Origin of the sequence: Leptolyngbya sp. FACHB-711, assembly GCF_014695615.1 — a bacterium.
Taxonomy (GTDB): domain Bacteria; phylum Cyanobacteriota; class Cyanobacteriia; order Elainellales; family Elainellaceae; genus Leptolyngbya_A.
The window spans coordinates 1-14,291 of sequence record NZ_JACJOR010000347.1; the positions used below are offsets into that span (position 1 = coordinate 1).

9 protein-coding genes are annotated in these 14,291 nt (G+C 53.6%); 6 read left to right on the forward strand and 3 right to left on the reverse strand.

The window, feature by feature from the left end:
• Window positions 1-31: 31 nt before the first annotated feature.
• The 5 genes from H6F80_RS14395 to infB all read left to right on the forward strand — a co-directional run bounded on the left by H6F80_RS14395 (window position 32) and on the right by infB (window position 7,784).
• A complete protein-coding gene (locus H6F80_RS14395; protein WP_190792222.1) occupies window positions 32-1,459 on the forward strand; it encodes a DENND11 family protein in 1,428 nt (475 codons plus the stop codon).
• A gap of 307 nt (window positions 1,460-1,766) precedes the next feature.
• Complete coding sequence (gene rimP / locus H6F80_RS14400; protein ID WP_190792223.1) at window positions 1,767-2,234, forward strand: ribosome maturation factor RimP; 468 nt, start codon at window positions 1,767-1,769, stop codon at window positions 2,232-2,234.
• A gap of 70 nt (window positions 2,235-2,304) precedes the next feature.
• Entirely contained in the window at window positions 2,305-3,666 is a 1,362-nt protein-coding gene (gene nusA / locus H6F80_RS14405) for a transcription termination factor NusA (RefSeq protein WP_190792224.1), read from the forward strand.
• A gap of 261 nt (window positions 3,667-3,927) precedes the next feature.
• A complete protein-coding gene (locus H6F80_RS14410; protein ID WP_190792225.1) occupies window positions 3,928-4,191 on the forward strand; it encodes a YlxR family protein in 264 nt (87 codons plus the stop codon).
• A gap of 476 nt (window positions 4,192-4,667) precedes the next feature.
• Window positions 4,668-7,784, forward strand: coding sequence for a translation initiation factor IF-2 (gene infB, locus H6F80_RS14415; RefSeq protein ID WP_190792226.1), 3,117 nt, complete (start codon window positions 4,668-4,670; stop codon window positions 7,782-7,784).
• Window positions 7,785-8,021: 237 nt separating this feature from the next.
• Here the strand turns inward: infB and H6F80_RS14420 are convergent, their stop codons facing one another.
• The 3 genes from H6F80_RS14420 to argZ all read right to left on the reverse strand — a co-directional run bounded on the left by H6F80_RS14420 (window position 8,022) and on the right by argZ (window position 12,922).
• Window positions 8,022-9,350: a tetratricopeptide repeat protein gene (locus H6F80_RS14420; protein WP_190792227.1), complete on the reverse strand. Its 1,329-nt coding sequence runs from the start codon at window positions 9,348-9,350 to the stop codon at window positions 8,022-8,024.
• A gap of 103 nt (window positions 9,351-9,453) precedes the next feature.
• Window positions 9,454-10,560, reverse strand: coding sequence for an anthranilate phosphoribosyltransferase (gene trpD, locus H6F80_RS14425; RefSeq protein ID WP_190792228.1), 1,107 nt, complete (start codon window positions 10,558-10,560; stop codon window positions 9,454-9,456).
• A 229-nt stretch (window positions 10,561-10,789) separates the two neighbouring features.
• Window positions 10,790-12,922, reverse strand: a complete 2,133-nt coding sequence (gene argZ, locus H6F80_RS14430) for a bifunctional arginine dihydrolase/ornithine cyclodeaminase (protein WP_190792229.1) — start codon at window positions 12,920-12,922, stop codon at window positions 10,790-10,792.
• 301 nt (window positions 12,923-13,223) lie between these two features.
• Between argZ and H6F80_RS14435 the strand changes: the two genes are divergently transcribed.
• Window positions 13,224-14,102, forward strand: a complete 879-nt coding sequence (locus tag H6F80_RS14435) for a Tab2/Atab2 family RNA-binding protein (protein WP_242067364.1) — start codon at window positions 13,224-13,226, stop codon at window positions 14,100-14,102.
• Window positions 14,103-14,291 lie beyond the last annotated feature (189 nt).

Below are 14,291 nucleotides of genomic sequence, written 5' to 3' on the forward strand. Positions count from 1 at the left end.
AGCCTATTAGGAAAGGGCAAGGAGTGGGGCAATGGCGATTAATGTTCGAGTTCGGCAGGGCGCAAGGGTCAGGCAACAGCCACGCGGCAGGCTATGGTTTGAAAAGCTGATGGCATTGCTCGCGCTGATTAGCTTCTTGCTGGTGCTGTTTGATTGGAGCTATTTGCCGTTGCGCGATGAGTATATGCGTGTATTTCCGGGGTTCACCCAAGCGTATGGCTACCACATCAAAGGCATTGAACCGCACCGCACCACGGCTGCCTACCTGCAAACAGTCGATCGCCTAAACGAACAGATTGCCCAAACCGGATTACAGTCTCCCCAAACTGCCCTACTGCTGCAAGACCTCCGCCGCCGCAGCGAGGAAATCATCGAAGAAAATCCGTTTGAGAGTGCGGGGAAGTCTGGTTCGCTAGAACGCATCAAGAACCGAATGCGCGACCGTTTGCGGCAGGAATCGGCAACCCAGGCCCTCACTACTTTCTGGAGTCAGCCCTATCTCACTCAAGCAGGCTGGAATGATTCGATCGCCTTTTTTAACCGGGAAATCCGTCCTCAGTTTGCCAGCAACTATTTCCGGGGCATTGGGGAAAACGGCAAGCCGATCGATCGGTTCTGGAGAATCGATATGTGGTTCATCGGGCTATTTGCGATCGAGATGTCTGCCCGGATTCTGTTCCTGATGCGCCGCTATCCGGGCTTAACCTGGCTGGATGCGATCGTGCTGCGCTGGTATGATCTGCTGCTGTTGCTTCCCTTCTGGCGGATTTTGCGAATTATTCCGGTGACGGTGCGGCTGCATCGATCGCAGTTAGTGAATCTCCGACCGATCAGCAAGCGCGTGGTGCGTCTGGGCGTCTCGAGCGTTGCCGTCGAGCTAACCGAAATGGTTGTGCTGCGAATTGTTGACCAGATGCAGGAACTGATTCGCGGCGGTGCAATCAAACGCTGGCTGTTTCAGCCCGATCGCCCCTACATTGATCTCAACAACGTAGACGAAGTCGCCGTCCTATCCCGACACTTGACCGATCTGCTGGTGCATCGCGTCTTCCCCAAAGTCCAGCCGGATCTGGATGCCCTACTGCACCACAGCCTTGCTCAGGCAATCAACAGCTCTCCCCTTTATGCCGGACTGCGCCAAATTCCGGGAATGAGCCACTGGTCAGACCAGCTCAGCCGCGAAATGGCGAATCAAATTTCCCAAAACGCCTACCGTGCTGTTACCACCGCTCTGGAAGATGAAGTCGGGTCAGCCCTGATGCAAAAACTCGTCAGCAATTTCAACCAAACCTTCCGTAATGAAGCCCAGCAACACGAGGCACTCACCGAAATTCAGGCACTCACGATCGCCCTTCTGGACGAAGTCAAAGTCAACTACGTTGAGCGCATCAACGAAGCCGACAACGACAGCCTGCGATCGATGACCCAGCGGCTTTATCAAATTCCCCAAAACAAATAATAAACCTTTAGCAAAACTGCTCAATCAGCCCTTATCCTCCCATCCCCTCAACGCTTCACCCATTCCTGCCAATTTCCTTTCCCCCGTTCCATCTCAAACCCCATACGTTAAACTGAAAATCTACCGGGAAAACTGCTTTCCGGGGTTCTGATGATAACTCCCGTCAGAAGTGGGTCGATCGCCCACTTTTTTGCGTTTTATTGCTGTGTTTTATTGTCTTTGCGTTTTACCGTGGCTCACGATTTCTCAAATTCAGTTTCATCAAACAGATTGAGGAAAGCAACGGTTATCTGATTTGCAACCTGCCATGACCCATCCTTTAATTCCGCCCATTCTCGAACTCGCATCGCCCGTTGCCGCCGACCTGGGGCTAGAAGTGGTTGGAGCCGTGTTTCAAACCAACCAAAGTCCGCCTGTGCTGCGGGTAGATGTGCGAAACCTGCAAGCCGATACTAGTCTGAATGACTGTGAGCGCATGAGCCGTGCTCTTGAAGCCGCGTTGGATGCGTCGAGTATAATTCCCGATGCCTATGTTTTGGAGATCTCCAGTCCTGGAATTTCTCGATCGCTCACCTCCGATCGCGAGTTCATTTCCTTTAAGGGATTTCCGGTTCTGGTGACGACTACAGAGCCATACTCGGGTCATATCAACTGGACGGGTCGGCTAGTACGTCGCGACGAGGAGGCAGTTCGCCTGAACCGCAAAGGACGCACGATCGCCATCCCGCGTCATCTGGTAAGTCAGGTGCAGCTCGTCGATGGCATTGAGGAATAGCAGCAACAATTCACCCGCAAAGAAATTCAAACAACTGAAGATACTGACAACTGAAGAGAGGACTTAACCTATGTCAATGGTTGCCCTTCCTGGACTCCAGGAACTAATTGATGGCATCAGCCGCGAACGAAATTTGCCCAAGCACGCGGTTCAGGCTGCCCTGCGCGAAGCACTGCTCAAAGGCTACGAACGCTACCGCCGCACCCATCGCCCAGATGTATCTGCGTTTGACGAAGAATATTTCAATAACTTTGAAGTCGAACTCGATATCGAAGACGAAGGGTTTCGGGTGCTAGCAACCAAGACGATCGTGGAAGAAGTTTCCAACCCCGATCACCAGATTTCGCTGGAAGAAGTGCAGGAAGTCGCCGACGAAGCGCAGTTGGGCGATACGGTTGTTCTGGATGTTACCCCAGACCAGGGTGAGTTTGGACGTATGGCAGCCATCCAAACAAAGCAGGTGCTAGCGCAAAAACTGCGGGATCAGCAGCGCAAGCTGATTCAGGAAGAATTCCAGGAGCTAGAAGGCACGGTACTTCAGGCCCGGGTTCTGCGGTTTGAGCGGCAGTCTGTTGTCATGGCAGTCAATAGCGGTTTCGGTCAACCTGATGTCGAAGCCGAACTGCCGAAACGCGAACAGTTGCCCAACGACAACTATCGAGCAAACGCTACGTTCAGAGTGTTCCTAAAGAAGGTGCTGGAAGGCTCCCATCGCGGACCACAGCTCTTAATATCACGGGCAGATGCCGGACTGGTGGTAGACCTGTTTGCCACTGAAGTGCCCGAAATCGAAGACGAGGTCGTGCGGATCGTGGCAGTGGCACGGGAAGCCAATCCGCCCTCACGATCGGTTGGACCCCGCACCAAAATCGCCGTCGATACCTTGGAACGAGATGTTGACCCGGTTGGAGCCTGTATCGGTGCACGGGGATCACGCATTCAAGTTGTGGTAAACGAACTGCGCGGCGAAAAAATTGACGTGATTCGCTGGTCGCCCGACCCGGCTACTTACATTGCTAACGCCCTCAGCCCTGCCAGGGTCGATGAAGTCCGGCTGATTAACCCCGATGAGCGGCAGGCCCATGTCCTTGTTCCCGATGACCAGCTCAGTTTGGCGATCGGCAAAGAAGGGCAAAACGTGCGCCTGGCAGCTCGCCTCACCGGATGGAAAATTGATATCAAAGACACTGCTAAATACGACTACGAAGCCGAAACCCGCAAAATGGAAGCACTTGCTGAAGAACGCCGCCTCGCCCGCGAAGCCGAAATGGACGAGTACGAGGACGAGTACGATGATGAAGAACCCCTTGCCGAAGACGAAGCAGCCGTCCTGACCGAACAAGACTTCGATGCTGAGGAAATGGCACAATCCGCCAGAGATGGCTTTGGGAGCGAATTGGGAGAGGCAGTGCAGCGTCCAGAGCGATCGTAGGAGTTGGTGAGGGTGGAGGGGTGCAAGGGTGGAGGGTAGAGGAGTGAGTAAAGTTTCATGCTGTACCTAAGGTGTACCCAAGGACGAGATTAGGCAGTGGGTGAGCAAAAGAAAAAGAGCAAGTGTTGTCTCTTACCCTACGACGCTCCCTATGAGGCTATCTCCTCCAGGCTTTACGTCCTTGCTGCTTCACCCCGTTGCCCCTATCCCTTCACTCATTCCCTTCCCTTGCCCTACCCTTATCCCTACCCATCCACCCCTATGCCCCCCAACCATCGCCGCTGCATTAGCTGTCGCCGTGTTGCTCCCAGAGAAGAGTTTTGGCGTGTCGTGCGATCGTTTCCTTCACAAATTGTTATGCTAGATCAGGGGATGGGGCGATCGGCTTACCTTTGTCCAGACTCGGCCTGTCTTCAGACTGCTCAACGTAAAGATCGTCTGGGACGTGCCTTGAAGGCGACAGTTTCTGAAGAAATTTATCGAACTCTGTGGCAACGACTTTCCACAACCGCTACGATAGAGTAATTGTTGATATATCCTTTCTGAGTCAGGGAAAGTCAAGCGAGCGATTTTTCCCAGAGAGGCGTAATAAGTTGAGGTTAATCGATTGAGATTGGTTGAATTGATGCACTCACGGAGGCAGGGCATTCGTTAAGCAGTAACTATCAGGTCAGGCACTCCGCAAGAACTGAAACCTGAGTCATCTAAGCCTAGATTGCACTCCGTGGTGCAAGTCGTTCTTAACCTGAAAAACGTCTTCAACATTCCGAAATTCGTGCAAGATGGTAAGGGAAGCTGTTTTATCCCGGTAAAGCAGTACTCAATTCATCTGATTAAATAAAAGCTGTTGAGCCTGAATCAATCTCAAGGAAGGGGTAAACTGCCTGCTTGAGTCGATAAGGTAAAACAGTTCCAGGTGGGATTGATTTGTTTTGTACACCAGAAGTGCAGGTCAGTATGTAACCTAATCAAGATCGTTTGGGACGTAGAGGGGATAGTGGATGAATAACGGCAAAGTGAGAATATACGAGTTATCGAAGGAATTGAATTTGGACAATCGAGACATTCTGGCAGTTTGCGACCAGCTTGATATTGCGTACAAGAGTCATAGCAGCACCATTACTGAGGCGGAAGCGGAGCGGATTCGTTCTGCTGCCGAGAAATACACACCCAACCATGCTGTTGCACCCAGGCCTATGGCATCAGTTCAGGCAGGTGCTTCTCAGGCAGGTGCTTCGTCAAGGCCGTCTAGTATTCAACCCCCTGTGAAGAAGCAGCAAATTCTAGAAATTCGCAGAACCCGCCCTCTTGCAGAACCGCCCAAGCGTGCAGAGGTTGAAACCAGCTCGGCTTCTGCCCCCGCCACACCTACCGCAGACCGAGCCCCCGCAAAGCTCAATTCACCCAGCCGCCCGGTTCGTTCAGCACCAGCAGACGAAGCGGCCCAGCCCAGTCCCGAATCGATCGAAGCGACGATAGAAGAGGTCGAAGCTCCTGTCGAGATAGAGCTAGTTCAAGCTGAAGCTCCGGTTGAGGAAACGCCGCAGGTAGCTGCACCAAGGCCAATGCAGAGCAGCTCTTCTGATGATGGGGCGGCTCCCAGGGTGGAATCCGTTCGCGCTCCCCAGCCCCAGCTTAGCTCTCCTCCGCCTCGTCCGGTCAAGGCGGCTGATGGCTCAGCCCCGAATCTAACTAACCGGCCCGTTTTGAGGAAGGCAAGAGCAGAAGCGGCAGAGCAGGTAGAAGTAGGAGCTAAGCCTGTCCAAGCGCGTGAAGGTGGCGTTTCGGTTCGGGAAGCTCCTCGACGTAACGATCAGCCCGGTGGTGCGGGTCGCCCGGAATCACCGCTGAGGCCCAAGCCCGTTATTGAGCTGCGCCGCAAACCCACGCGTCCCGGAGAAGGCGGAGACGGTGCGGAAACGGCTGCGAAAACTGAAGACGGTGGTATTGTTAGACCCTTTGTGCCGGGCGGTGAAGAAGTTCGTCGTCCCACTCTGAATCGTCCGCCCAAGCGAGGCAAGACCTGGGAGGAGGAAGAAGAGGAAGAGAAGGAAGCCGCTAAGACAGGCAAGGCAGCGACGAAGACTAAGCGACGCGCTCAGCCTGTGATTGATGAGGAAGATCTGGAGCTAGAAGATATCCTCGACGAAGATGAGCTTGATGAGGATGCTCCTATACAGGTCAGCCTTTCGCTGGCACGTCCGCCGAAGCCAAAGAGCCGTCCTGGACAGCAAGCGAAACCCGTGGCGGCAGCTGCTCCTGTGAAGCAGAAGCGATCGTCTGAATCCTTCCGCAGTCGGCGCGACCGAAAGCAGCAGGAAGAAATGCGGCAGCGTCCGACGGAAATTACCCTTACGGGCGGGCTCTCGGTTCACGATCTGGCGATCGAATTGGCCGTCCCTGAAACGGAGCTAATTCGGATTCTCTTTATGAAGGGAATTGCCGCAAACATCAACCAGATTCTTGATATTCCCACCGCGACAATGGTGGCGCAGGAATACGAGATCGAAGTGAAGACAGGCGAAGTGGAAGCCGAAGCCAAGAAGATCACCGAAATGCTGTCCGCCGAGGATCTAGAAAACCTCCAGCGGCGTCCGCCTGTGGTGACGATCATGGGTCACGTTGACCACGGTAAAACCACGCTGCTCGACTCGATCCGCAAAACGAAGGTGGCTCAGGGCGAGGCAGGCGGCATTACGCAGCACATTGGTGCATATCACGTGGATGTGGACACCGAGAACGGTACACAACAGGTCGTCTTCCTGGATACGCCAGGTCACGAAGCCTTTACTGCAATGCGGGCACGAGGCGCAAGAGTCACGGATATCGCCGTACTGGTGGTAGCTGCTGATGACGGAGTGCGTCCTCAAACGATCGAAGCAATTAGCCACGCTAAAGCTGCTGAAGTGCCGATCGTCGTTGCGATCAACAAGGTCGATAAAGAAGGAGCTCAGCCCGATCGCGTCAAGCAGGAACTGACTGAGTTCAGCCTGGTTCCTGAAGAGTGGGGCGGCGAAACGATTATGGTTCCGGTGAGCGCGCTCCAGGGTGACAACCTCGATACGCTGCTGGAAATGCTGCTGCTGGTGGCTGAAGTCGAAGATCTTTACGCCAATCCCGATCGCACCGCGAAGGGCACGGTGATTGAGGCACACCTGGATAAGGCACGGGGTCCGGTCGCGACGCTGCTCGTTCAAAACGGGACGCTGCGCGTGGGCGATGTGCTGGTCGCAGGTTCTACCTTTGGTAAGGTGCGGGCAATGATCGACGATCGCCTTAAGCGCGTAGATGCAGCAACTCCTTCCTTTGCAGTTGAGGTGTTGGGTCTGAGCGATGTTCCGGCGGCAGGTGATGACTTTGAGGTCTACCGCGACGAGAAAGAAGCGCGTGCAGTCGCAGGCAGTCGTCTGGATCAGCAGCGTCAGTCTCGCCTTCAACAGGCAATGGCGTCGCGTCGGGTTAGCCTCAACACCATTTCTGCTCAAGCTCAGGAAGGCGATCTGAAGGAACTGAATCTGATTTTGAAGGCAGACGTGCAGGGTTCGGTCGAGGCAATCCTCGGTGCGCTCCAGCAGTTGCCGCAGAAAGAGGTTCAGGTGCGCGTCTTGCTTGCTGCTCCGGGCGAAATTACCGAGACAGACGTGGATCTGGCGGCGGCAAGTAGTGCCGTAATCGTTGGCTTCAATACGACGCTTGCCAGCGGTGCGCGTCAGGCAGCCGACGGTGCCGGAGTAGATGTCCGCGACTACAACATCATCTACAAGCTGCTGGAAGACATCCAGGGTGCGATGGAAGGTCTGCTGGAACCCGAACAGGTAGAAGAGCCCCTCGGTCAGGCAGAGGTACGGGCAGTCTTTACCGTGGGACGAGGAGCCGTTGCAGGCTGCTACATCCTGTCGGGTAAGGCAATCCGCAACACGAAGATGCGCGTTCGCCGCAGAAACGATGTTGTCTTTGAGGGCAACCTGGATTCGCTGAAGCGGGTGAAGGACGACGTGAAGGAAGTCAATGCCGGATACGAGTGTGGTATTGGCTCCGACAGCTTCCGCGACTGGCAGAACGGAGACATTATCGAAGTCTTCCGACTGGTGGCAAAACGCCGATCGCTTTCTGCCTAAGACTCTGATCCTGTTCTAATGAATGGACGGATCGTCTTCCAAGCTAGATAAACGATAAAAAAAGAGGAGTTCAGGAAATCCTGGCTCCTTTTTTGTAGCGATTTTTCCGGCGATCGTCGCTGCTTTTTTCAGAGTGATGTTGTAGAAATCTCCAAAGCTAGGAAACTCTCTTCCGGCTCAAAGCTCCTTACTTGAAGGAATTCTTGGAGGGATTTAGGGGCAGTTCGGGTCGTCAAACTATCGCAATCCGCGCATTTCTTGCAAAGTCTGACGGTAGCCTTCTGCCTGCCCCTGCTGGAGAAAAAGATTAGCTGCCTGCTGAAAATCGGCTCTGGCGGCTGTGGGATCTCCCAGATTAGCGTGGAGCCTACCGCGACTCATATACGCCTGAGCGTCTTGACCGTTGAGCTGGATTGCCTGAGTGTAATCTGCCATTGCGCCCTGCTGATCGCCCATTGCAAACCGCAGTTCGGCTCGATCGCTCAATACCGCAGCGGTTTCTGATCCGTTTTCGGCAGCTTCGGGCTGAATCGCCAGGAATTCGCTATAGTCTGCGTCCGCACCAGCTGGATTTCCGATCGCCACACGGACATCGGCGCGGCTACGGAGGGCATCGGCATAGTCTGGACGCAGTGCAAGTGCCTGATCGTAGTCTGAAATCGCGCCTACCAAATCTCCAGCCAGAACCCGCACATCGCCCCGCACCTTAAAGGCTTCGGCATCGTTTGCATTTAGAGCCAGTGCCCGGTTTAAATCGCCGAGCGCGGCAGAATGATTGCCCAGCTTTGCCTGCATTAGCCCCCGATTGCGGAAGGCTTCTGCGTAGTCTGGCTTGAGTTCGATCGCCCGTGTAAAATCGACCACTGCCGTTCGCAGTCCGCCCTGACTGGAGTAAATGAAGCCGCGATTGTAATGGGCATAAGGAGATTCGGGATTGAGATCGATTGCCTCATTTAAGTCTGCGATCGCATCTTGAGTCCGACCCAGCCCAAACAAAATGCTGCCTCGATTGAGATACGCCTCTGCGTCTTCGTCATCGAGATCGATCGCCCGGTTAAAGTCTGCCAGTGCCCCCTGCTGATCCTGCAAGCTGGCTTTGAGTGCGCCGCGATGAACATAGGCATCCGGTTCTTCTGGTGCAAGGGCAATGACGCGGTTGAAATCAGAGACTGCCTGCTGAGGCTGGTTCAGGCTGGAGTAGCTCACGCCCCGATAAAAGTAAGCCTGGGGATCATTAGGCACAAGTTCAATTGCCTGGTTATAGTCCTGCACCGCAACGGTGTAATTTCCCAGAGCTGCCTGAGCATAGCCGCGATAAAGATAGGCGGGAGCATAATTCGCAGACAGATTGAGCGCACGATTAAAGCTATCGATCGCGTTTTCAAATTCTCCAGCGTTAATCTGGTTTACCCCACTGCGATAGAACTGTTCAGCACTGGCTGTACTCGGCCGTAAGGCAGGCGTTTGGGCAGGGGCAGGAGCCGTTTGCGCCAGAACACTTTCAGAGACAGCCGTACAACCAATTCCTAAACTGGTAAGCAAGACGATCGCATGAGCAAGCTTCATCACATCCCTCCTATCGCGGTAAATCACACCAAGGCTGTGAGGAGGATGCCCTATTTGCGGATAAAATTATCGCTCTCGTCGGATTGCTGCCCGGATACAGAGTTTAACCAACTTGCAAAAATGCAGTCAGTTCCTCAACTTTTTTCCAGGCGGCTCCGCTAGCGAGAATGTCTTTGGCGATCGCAATTCCCTTACGGTAGGTCGCGATCGGATCATTGGAAACCTCCGGCAGGGCACATCCAACTTTAAGGGCAAGGGCAGCATTGAGGGCGACCACTTCCTGCTGTGCCAGTGTCCCTTTACCTTGCAGTACCGAACGCAGAATTTCGGCGTTTTCCGCCACTTCGCCGCCGCGCAGGGCATCGGTGGGAGCCGGGGTGAGTCCCAAGGCTTCGGGGTGCAGGGTTAGCGATCGAACCTCGCCTCCAGACAGGATTGCCGTATCGGTTGCGTCTGCCAGTCCCGCTTCGTCTAATTTCTCTCGTCCGTGCAGTACGATCGCCTCTGCCATGCCGAGCTGCTGCATCGATTGGGCGATTGTTTCTACTAGATTAGAGCTAAACACGCCCACGACTTGACCAGTCGGACGCATCGGATTCACAAGCGGACCCAGCAAATTAAACACTGTTCGCACTTTCAGCGTTTTTCGCAGGGGGACGACTGCTTTCATCGCCGGATGCCAGCCTGGCGCAAACAGAAACGTCACGCCCACTTCTGATAGAGCCGCTTTGATGCGGTCGGGCGACGCGCTCAAATTCACACCCAAGGCTTCTAGCACATCTGCCGAGCCAACCTTACCGGAAGCCGATCGATTGCCGTGCTTTGCCACCGCAACCCCTGCTGCCGCCGCCACAAACGCCACGGTCGTTGAGATATTAAACGTGGATGCGCCATCCCCCCCTGTGCCGCAGGTATCAATTCGGGGAGTGGGAAATCCTGAGGTATCTGTGCCGCCGACCGAACGCGCCTGAAGCACCTGCGCCATGCCCGTCAGTTCTGCCGCTGAAACGCCCTTTGCCTGAATTGCGGTCAAAATTGCCCCTGACAGCACGGGTGGAATTGCCTCCGCCAGCCAGCCTTCCATCAATGCCACAGACTGATCCACCGTCAGCGATTGCCCATCGAGAAGCTGTTGCAGCAAAAGCGACCAGTCATGATCGGCGAAAACATCCGGGGCAAAAGGAGTTACGGTTGCAGGGAAATTGCTCATATCAGACTCAGAGGAGACTTAAAAACTGCTGAAACAATCGATTTAGAAACCCAACAAAACCCTACGATCGCAGAGAAAAGGTCTATCGCAAGGCAGACTTTTACAGATCATAGGCGGTTACGCAGCTTTTCGGCGATCGACTTCTAGAAGCGGGTATCAGGCTCAAAAAAAGGGGGGACAACTGCCCACCCCTCCAGTGATTTAACAATCAGTTAAAAATTGGTCACTGCTAGACGGTTTGCGCCAGTTTATAGGGACTCGTCAACCGGTCGAGCTGCTGCACCATCAGACTGAGGAACAAGCCTACGTCCGTCACAACGCCCACCGATTCCACCGAACCCCGATCGCTTAACTTAGTCACAACCGCCGGGTTGATATCAACACAGACCATTCTCACACCTGCCGGAGTCATGTTGCCTGTACCGATCGAGTGCAGCATCGAAGACAGCATTAGAATCAGGTCAGCTCCTTTGATCAGTTGTGCGTAGTCTTCCTGCGCCTTGATCAGATCCATCTGCGTATCAGGAAGGGGACCGTCATCCCGAATTGAGCCTGCCAGCGAGAAGGGGACGTTGTTCTTAACGCACTCATAGAAAATGCCACCGGTAAGTATGCCCTGTTCAACGGCTTCCGCAATGCTGCCGCAGCGACGAATCGTGTTGATTGCCTTCAGGTGATGGCGATGCCCACCCCGAACTGAAACGCCACGCTTCATATCCATGCCTAGCGATGTGCCCATCATGGCCTGCTCGATGTCGTGAACCGCGATCGCATTGCCACCCAGGAGTGCTTGAACATAGCCTTCGCGAATCAAGTGAGACAGATGCTCGCCGCCGCCCGTATGAATCACGACTGGACCCGCGACGACCACCACCTTGCCGCCCTGATCGCGGATCTTGCGGATTTCCCAGGCAATCTGCTCGACTACTAGCTCGACGCGGCGTTCGCTCGATACACCCGAACCCATAAAGCTGAATTCGTCTGGTTTGGTCTGGGTCGCGTTGCGCTGCTCACGAGACTCAGTTTTGCGAATGGTGCGAATGCCCTCAACCCCCACAACCACGCGATCGCCCGTCTTCAGGTCGCGCAGCAGTTTACATTCTGCCGTGGTTTTCTCTGGAGTCTGCGAAACGACGATCGCCCCATCCATGCGCTGATTCTGGACTTTAATCCACTCGCAGTTAACGCGCACTTCGGTGGGATAAATCGTAGTGACATAGAAATCATCGGGTGCAACGCCGTCTTTGGTCACCGTTTCAAGCTGATTGTCGCAAACCTCCTGCGGACGAGCGACTGCGCCCATATCAATGAGCTGCGTCATAATATTTTCCATCACGTCATGATCGGGAGACGTGACGCGAATCTCTGCAGTAGAAGTGCTTTGACGCTGTTCGCCCAGCCGGAAGTTTAAAACCTGAAAGCTGCCGCCCGCTTCAACGATCGTATCTAACGCCCGGTTGATCAGACCCGAATCAAGCAAATGCCCTTCGAGCTGCACCACGCGCGACTCGATTGCCGCCACTGCATGGTGAATTGGCTGTACTGCTTCTATGGTTCGCAGAGTGAGACACTTCGCTGCGCCGCCTGCTTTGAGGAATTCGGTCAGGGGCGTTTCGACGATCTGAAATCCGATCGCTTCTAGCCGCCGTTTCAACTCCGCACTAGCTTTGTTCATGATGATCGTGCGATCGATATTCACTGCATTGCAGGCAAAGTTGACCGCATCTGCCTCTTCGATCGCAATTCGCTTTGATTCGGGAACGCGCATCTCGATCAGGCGATTGGAATAGGAATCAAACGCCGGCGGATAGTAAAGCAGATAGCCATCTACCAGCGGACAGAAGCAGGTATCCAGATGGTAAAACCGTTCGTCCATCAGCCGCAGTGACAGCACCTCAATATCCAGCCAGTTTGCTAGATAGGGGTGAGCATCTAGCTCCGATCGAAATCCGTAGCCTGCCCAGAGCCAGCGACCTTCGCGATCGAGCAGCGCATCGCCCGCGCCTTCAAACGGCAAATCTTTAGGCAGCGTATGCACGGTAAAGCCATGCTCTTCAAACCACTGCTGGAAGAAAGGCTCTTCGCCCTGACGTTCCTTGTGATAGAAACGGCTAAGGACGGCTGTTTTTTCTAAAACGAGTCCGGCATTGGCAGTAAACACCATATCCGGTACACCGTTTTGTGGCGTGACTAAATCAACAATGGCATGGTCCTTAATGACGTGATATAGCTTTTGCCATTGCTCTACGGCTCGATCGCGAGAAGACTTGTGAACATTCCCTTCCATCCATGGATTAATCACATAGTCCACGTCATAGTGGTCGGGGGAACACATCAAAAACCGAATCGGTGAGGTACTCATAAGTAAACCTGTCGCGTTAGATGAGATAGAAGCTGGTGGGAACTTAGGTCAGAACACTTTAACCAAAGGCTTATCTTGCTAATGATCTTGCTAATGAAAGGGATATCTAAATTGTGCCTGAACGAACATTTTAGAAGCGGGTTTTTGTTGCCGTTAGTAAAGACAATTAGTAAAGGCAGCGGTGAAGCCAAGGTGAAAGCCAACCTATCATCTTGGCACAAGTTCTCAATGTTGTAGTTATAAGTTTTAGAGCCTGAGCGTTTCTGACGGTAGATTATTCTGTCCACGTCATCGCGTATGGTTGAAGGGACAGCCCCAAAAATTAATTCGATCGTCTCTATTTATGCGCTGGCAAGCTGATTTCTATCGTCGTCCGCTTCAAGATGCTGTAGGCAGTCCGCTCTGGGAACTGGTCGTTTGCGACACTGACGGCAAATTTACCGCAAGTGCCTTTTGTTCTCAGTCTGAGGCAGATTCAAACTGGATCGCAGCTCAGCTTCAACAGTGGATCGACCCGCAGGAAAAGCCCGATCGTCTCCAGGTTTTCCGTCCTCAGTCGGTGAGCCTGATGCTGGCGGCAGCAGAGAAACTGGGCCTCAAAGTTGAGCAAACCCGCTCTGTTCCTGCTCTGAAGCAGTTTTTAATTCAGAGAGCGGCTGAATATCGCTCGCTCCCCCACTACACGAATCAACCCTACGATCCAATTACGCTCGATCGTCCGGCTCCCCTACCCTTGCCCGAAAACCTGTGGGGCGATCGATGGCGGTTTGCCGCACTCCCAGCCGGGGATCTTGTCTCAGCGTTTATCGATCGCCCGATTCCAATTCGTGAAATGCCGGATGCTCTGTTTCCGATCAAGCTCCAGCTTCCTTCAACGCTTCCCATTCCGGGTGTGGTGATTGATGGGGGCAGACAGTCGATGAATCTCGCTCGATGGCTCCAGCGATCGCGCCCGGTATTTCTCAACTATATTCCTGGACAGCCAGACGGCTTAATTTTAGAAGCAGGTTTGGTTGAGCGATGGGTCTTAACAACGTTTGAAGATGCTGATGTAATTCAGGCGGCAAAGACGTTTCGCGATCGCCAGTCACAGGCAAAAGGACTCCATTTTCTATTAGTTCAGCCCGATAATTCTGGGATGACTTACACCGGGTTTTGGCTATTACAAACTAAAGTCTAGGACTGTAAGTTTAGAACTAAAAGTTTAGGGCTTTAAGTTTAAAACTGTAAGTCTGGAATTGCTAAAACTGTAAGTTCAGAACGATGAGGTTTAGCCTGATGTAGTAACGCTCCAGCTTGAGTAAGTCATGGCTCCGCCCAGTCATGGGGTGCTGCAGGATATGAGCTGGAAGGACGTTGAGGCGATCGT

What these genes read in the sequence shown, in the direction of transcription:
- H6F80_RS14395 (WP_190792222.1), top strand. Translation starts at nt 32, where the DNA reads ATGGCGATTAATGTTCGAGTTCGGCAGGGCGCAAGGGTCAGGCAACAG.
- rimP (WP_190792223.1), top strand. Translation starts at nt 1,767, where the DNA reads ATGACCCATCCTTTAATTCCGCCCATTCTCGAACTCGCATCGCCCGTT.
- nusA (WP_190792224.1), top strand. Translation starts at nt 2,305, where the DNA reads ATGTCAATGGTTGCCCTTCCTGGACTCCAGGAACTAATTGATGGCATC.
- H6F80_RS14410 (WP_190792225.1), top strand. Translation starts at nt 3,928, where the DNA reads ATGCCCCCCAACCATCGCCGCTGCATTAGCTGTCGCCGTGTTGCTCCC.
- infB (WP_190792226.1), top strand. Translation starts at nt 4,668, where the DNA reads ATGAATAACGGCAAAGTGAGAATATACGAGTTATCGAAGGAATTGAAT.
- H6F80_RS14420 (WP_190792227.1), bottom strand. Translation starts at nt 9,350, where the DNA reads ATGAAGCTTGCTCATGCGATCGTCTTGCTTACCAGTTTAGGAATTGGT.
- trpD (WP_190792228.1), bottom strand. Translation starts at nt 10,560, where the DNA reads ATGAGCAATTTCCCTGCAACCGTAACTCCTTTTGCCCCGGATGTTTTC.
- argZ (WP_190792229.1), bottom strand. Translation starts at nt 12,922, where the DNA reads ATGAGTACCTCACCGATTCGGTTTTTGATGTGTTCCCCCGACCACTAT.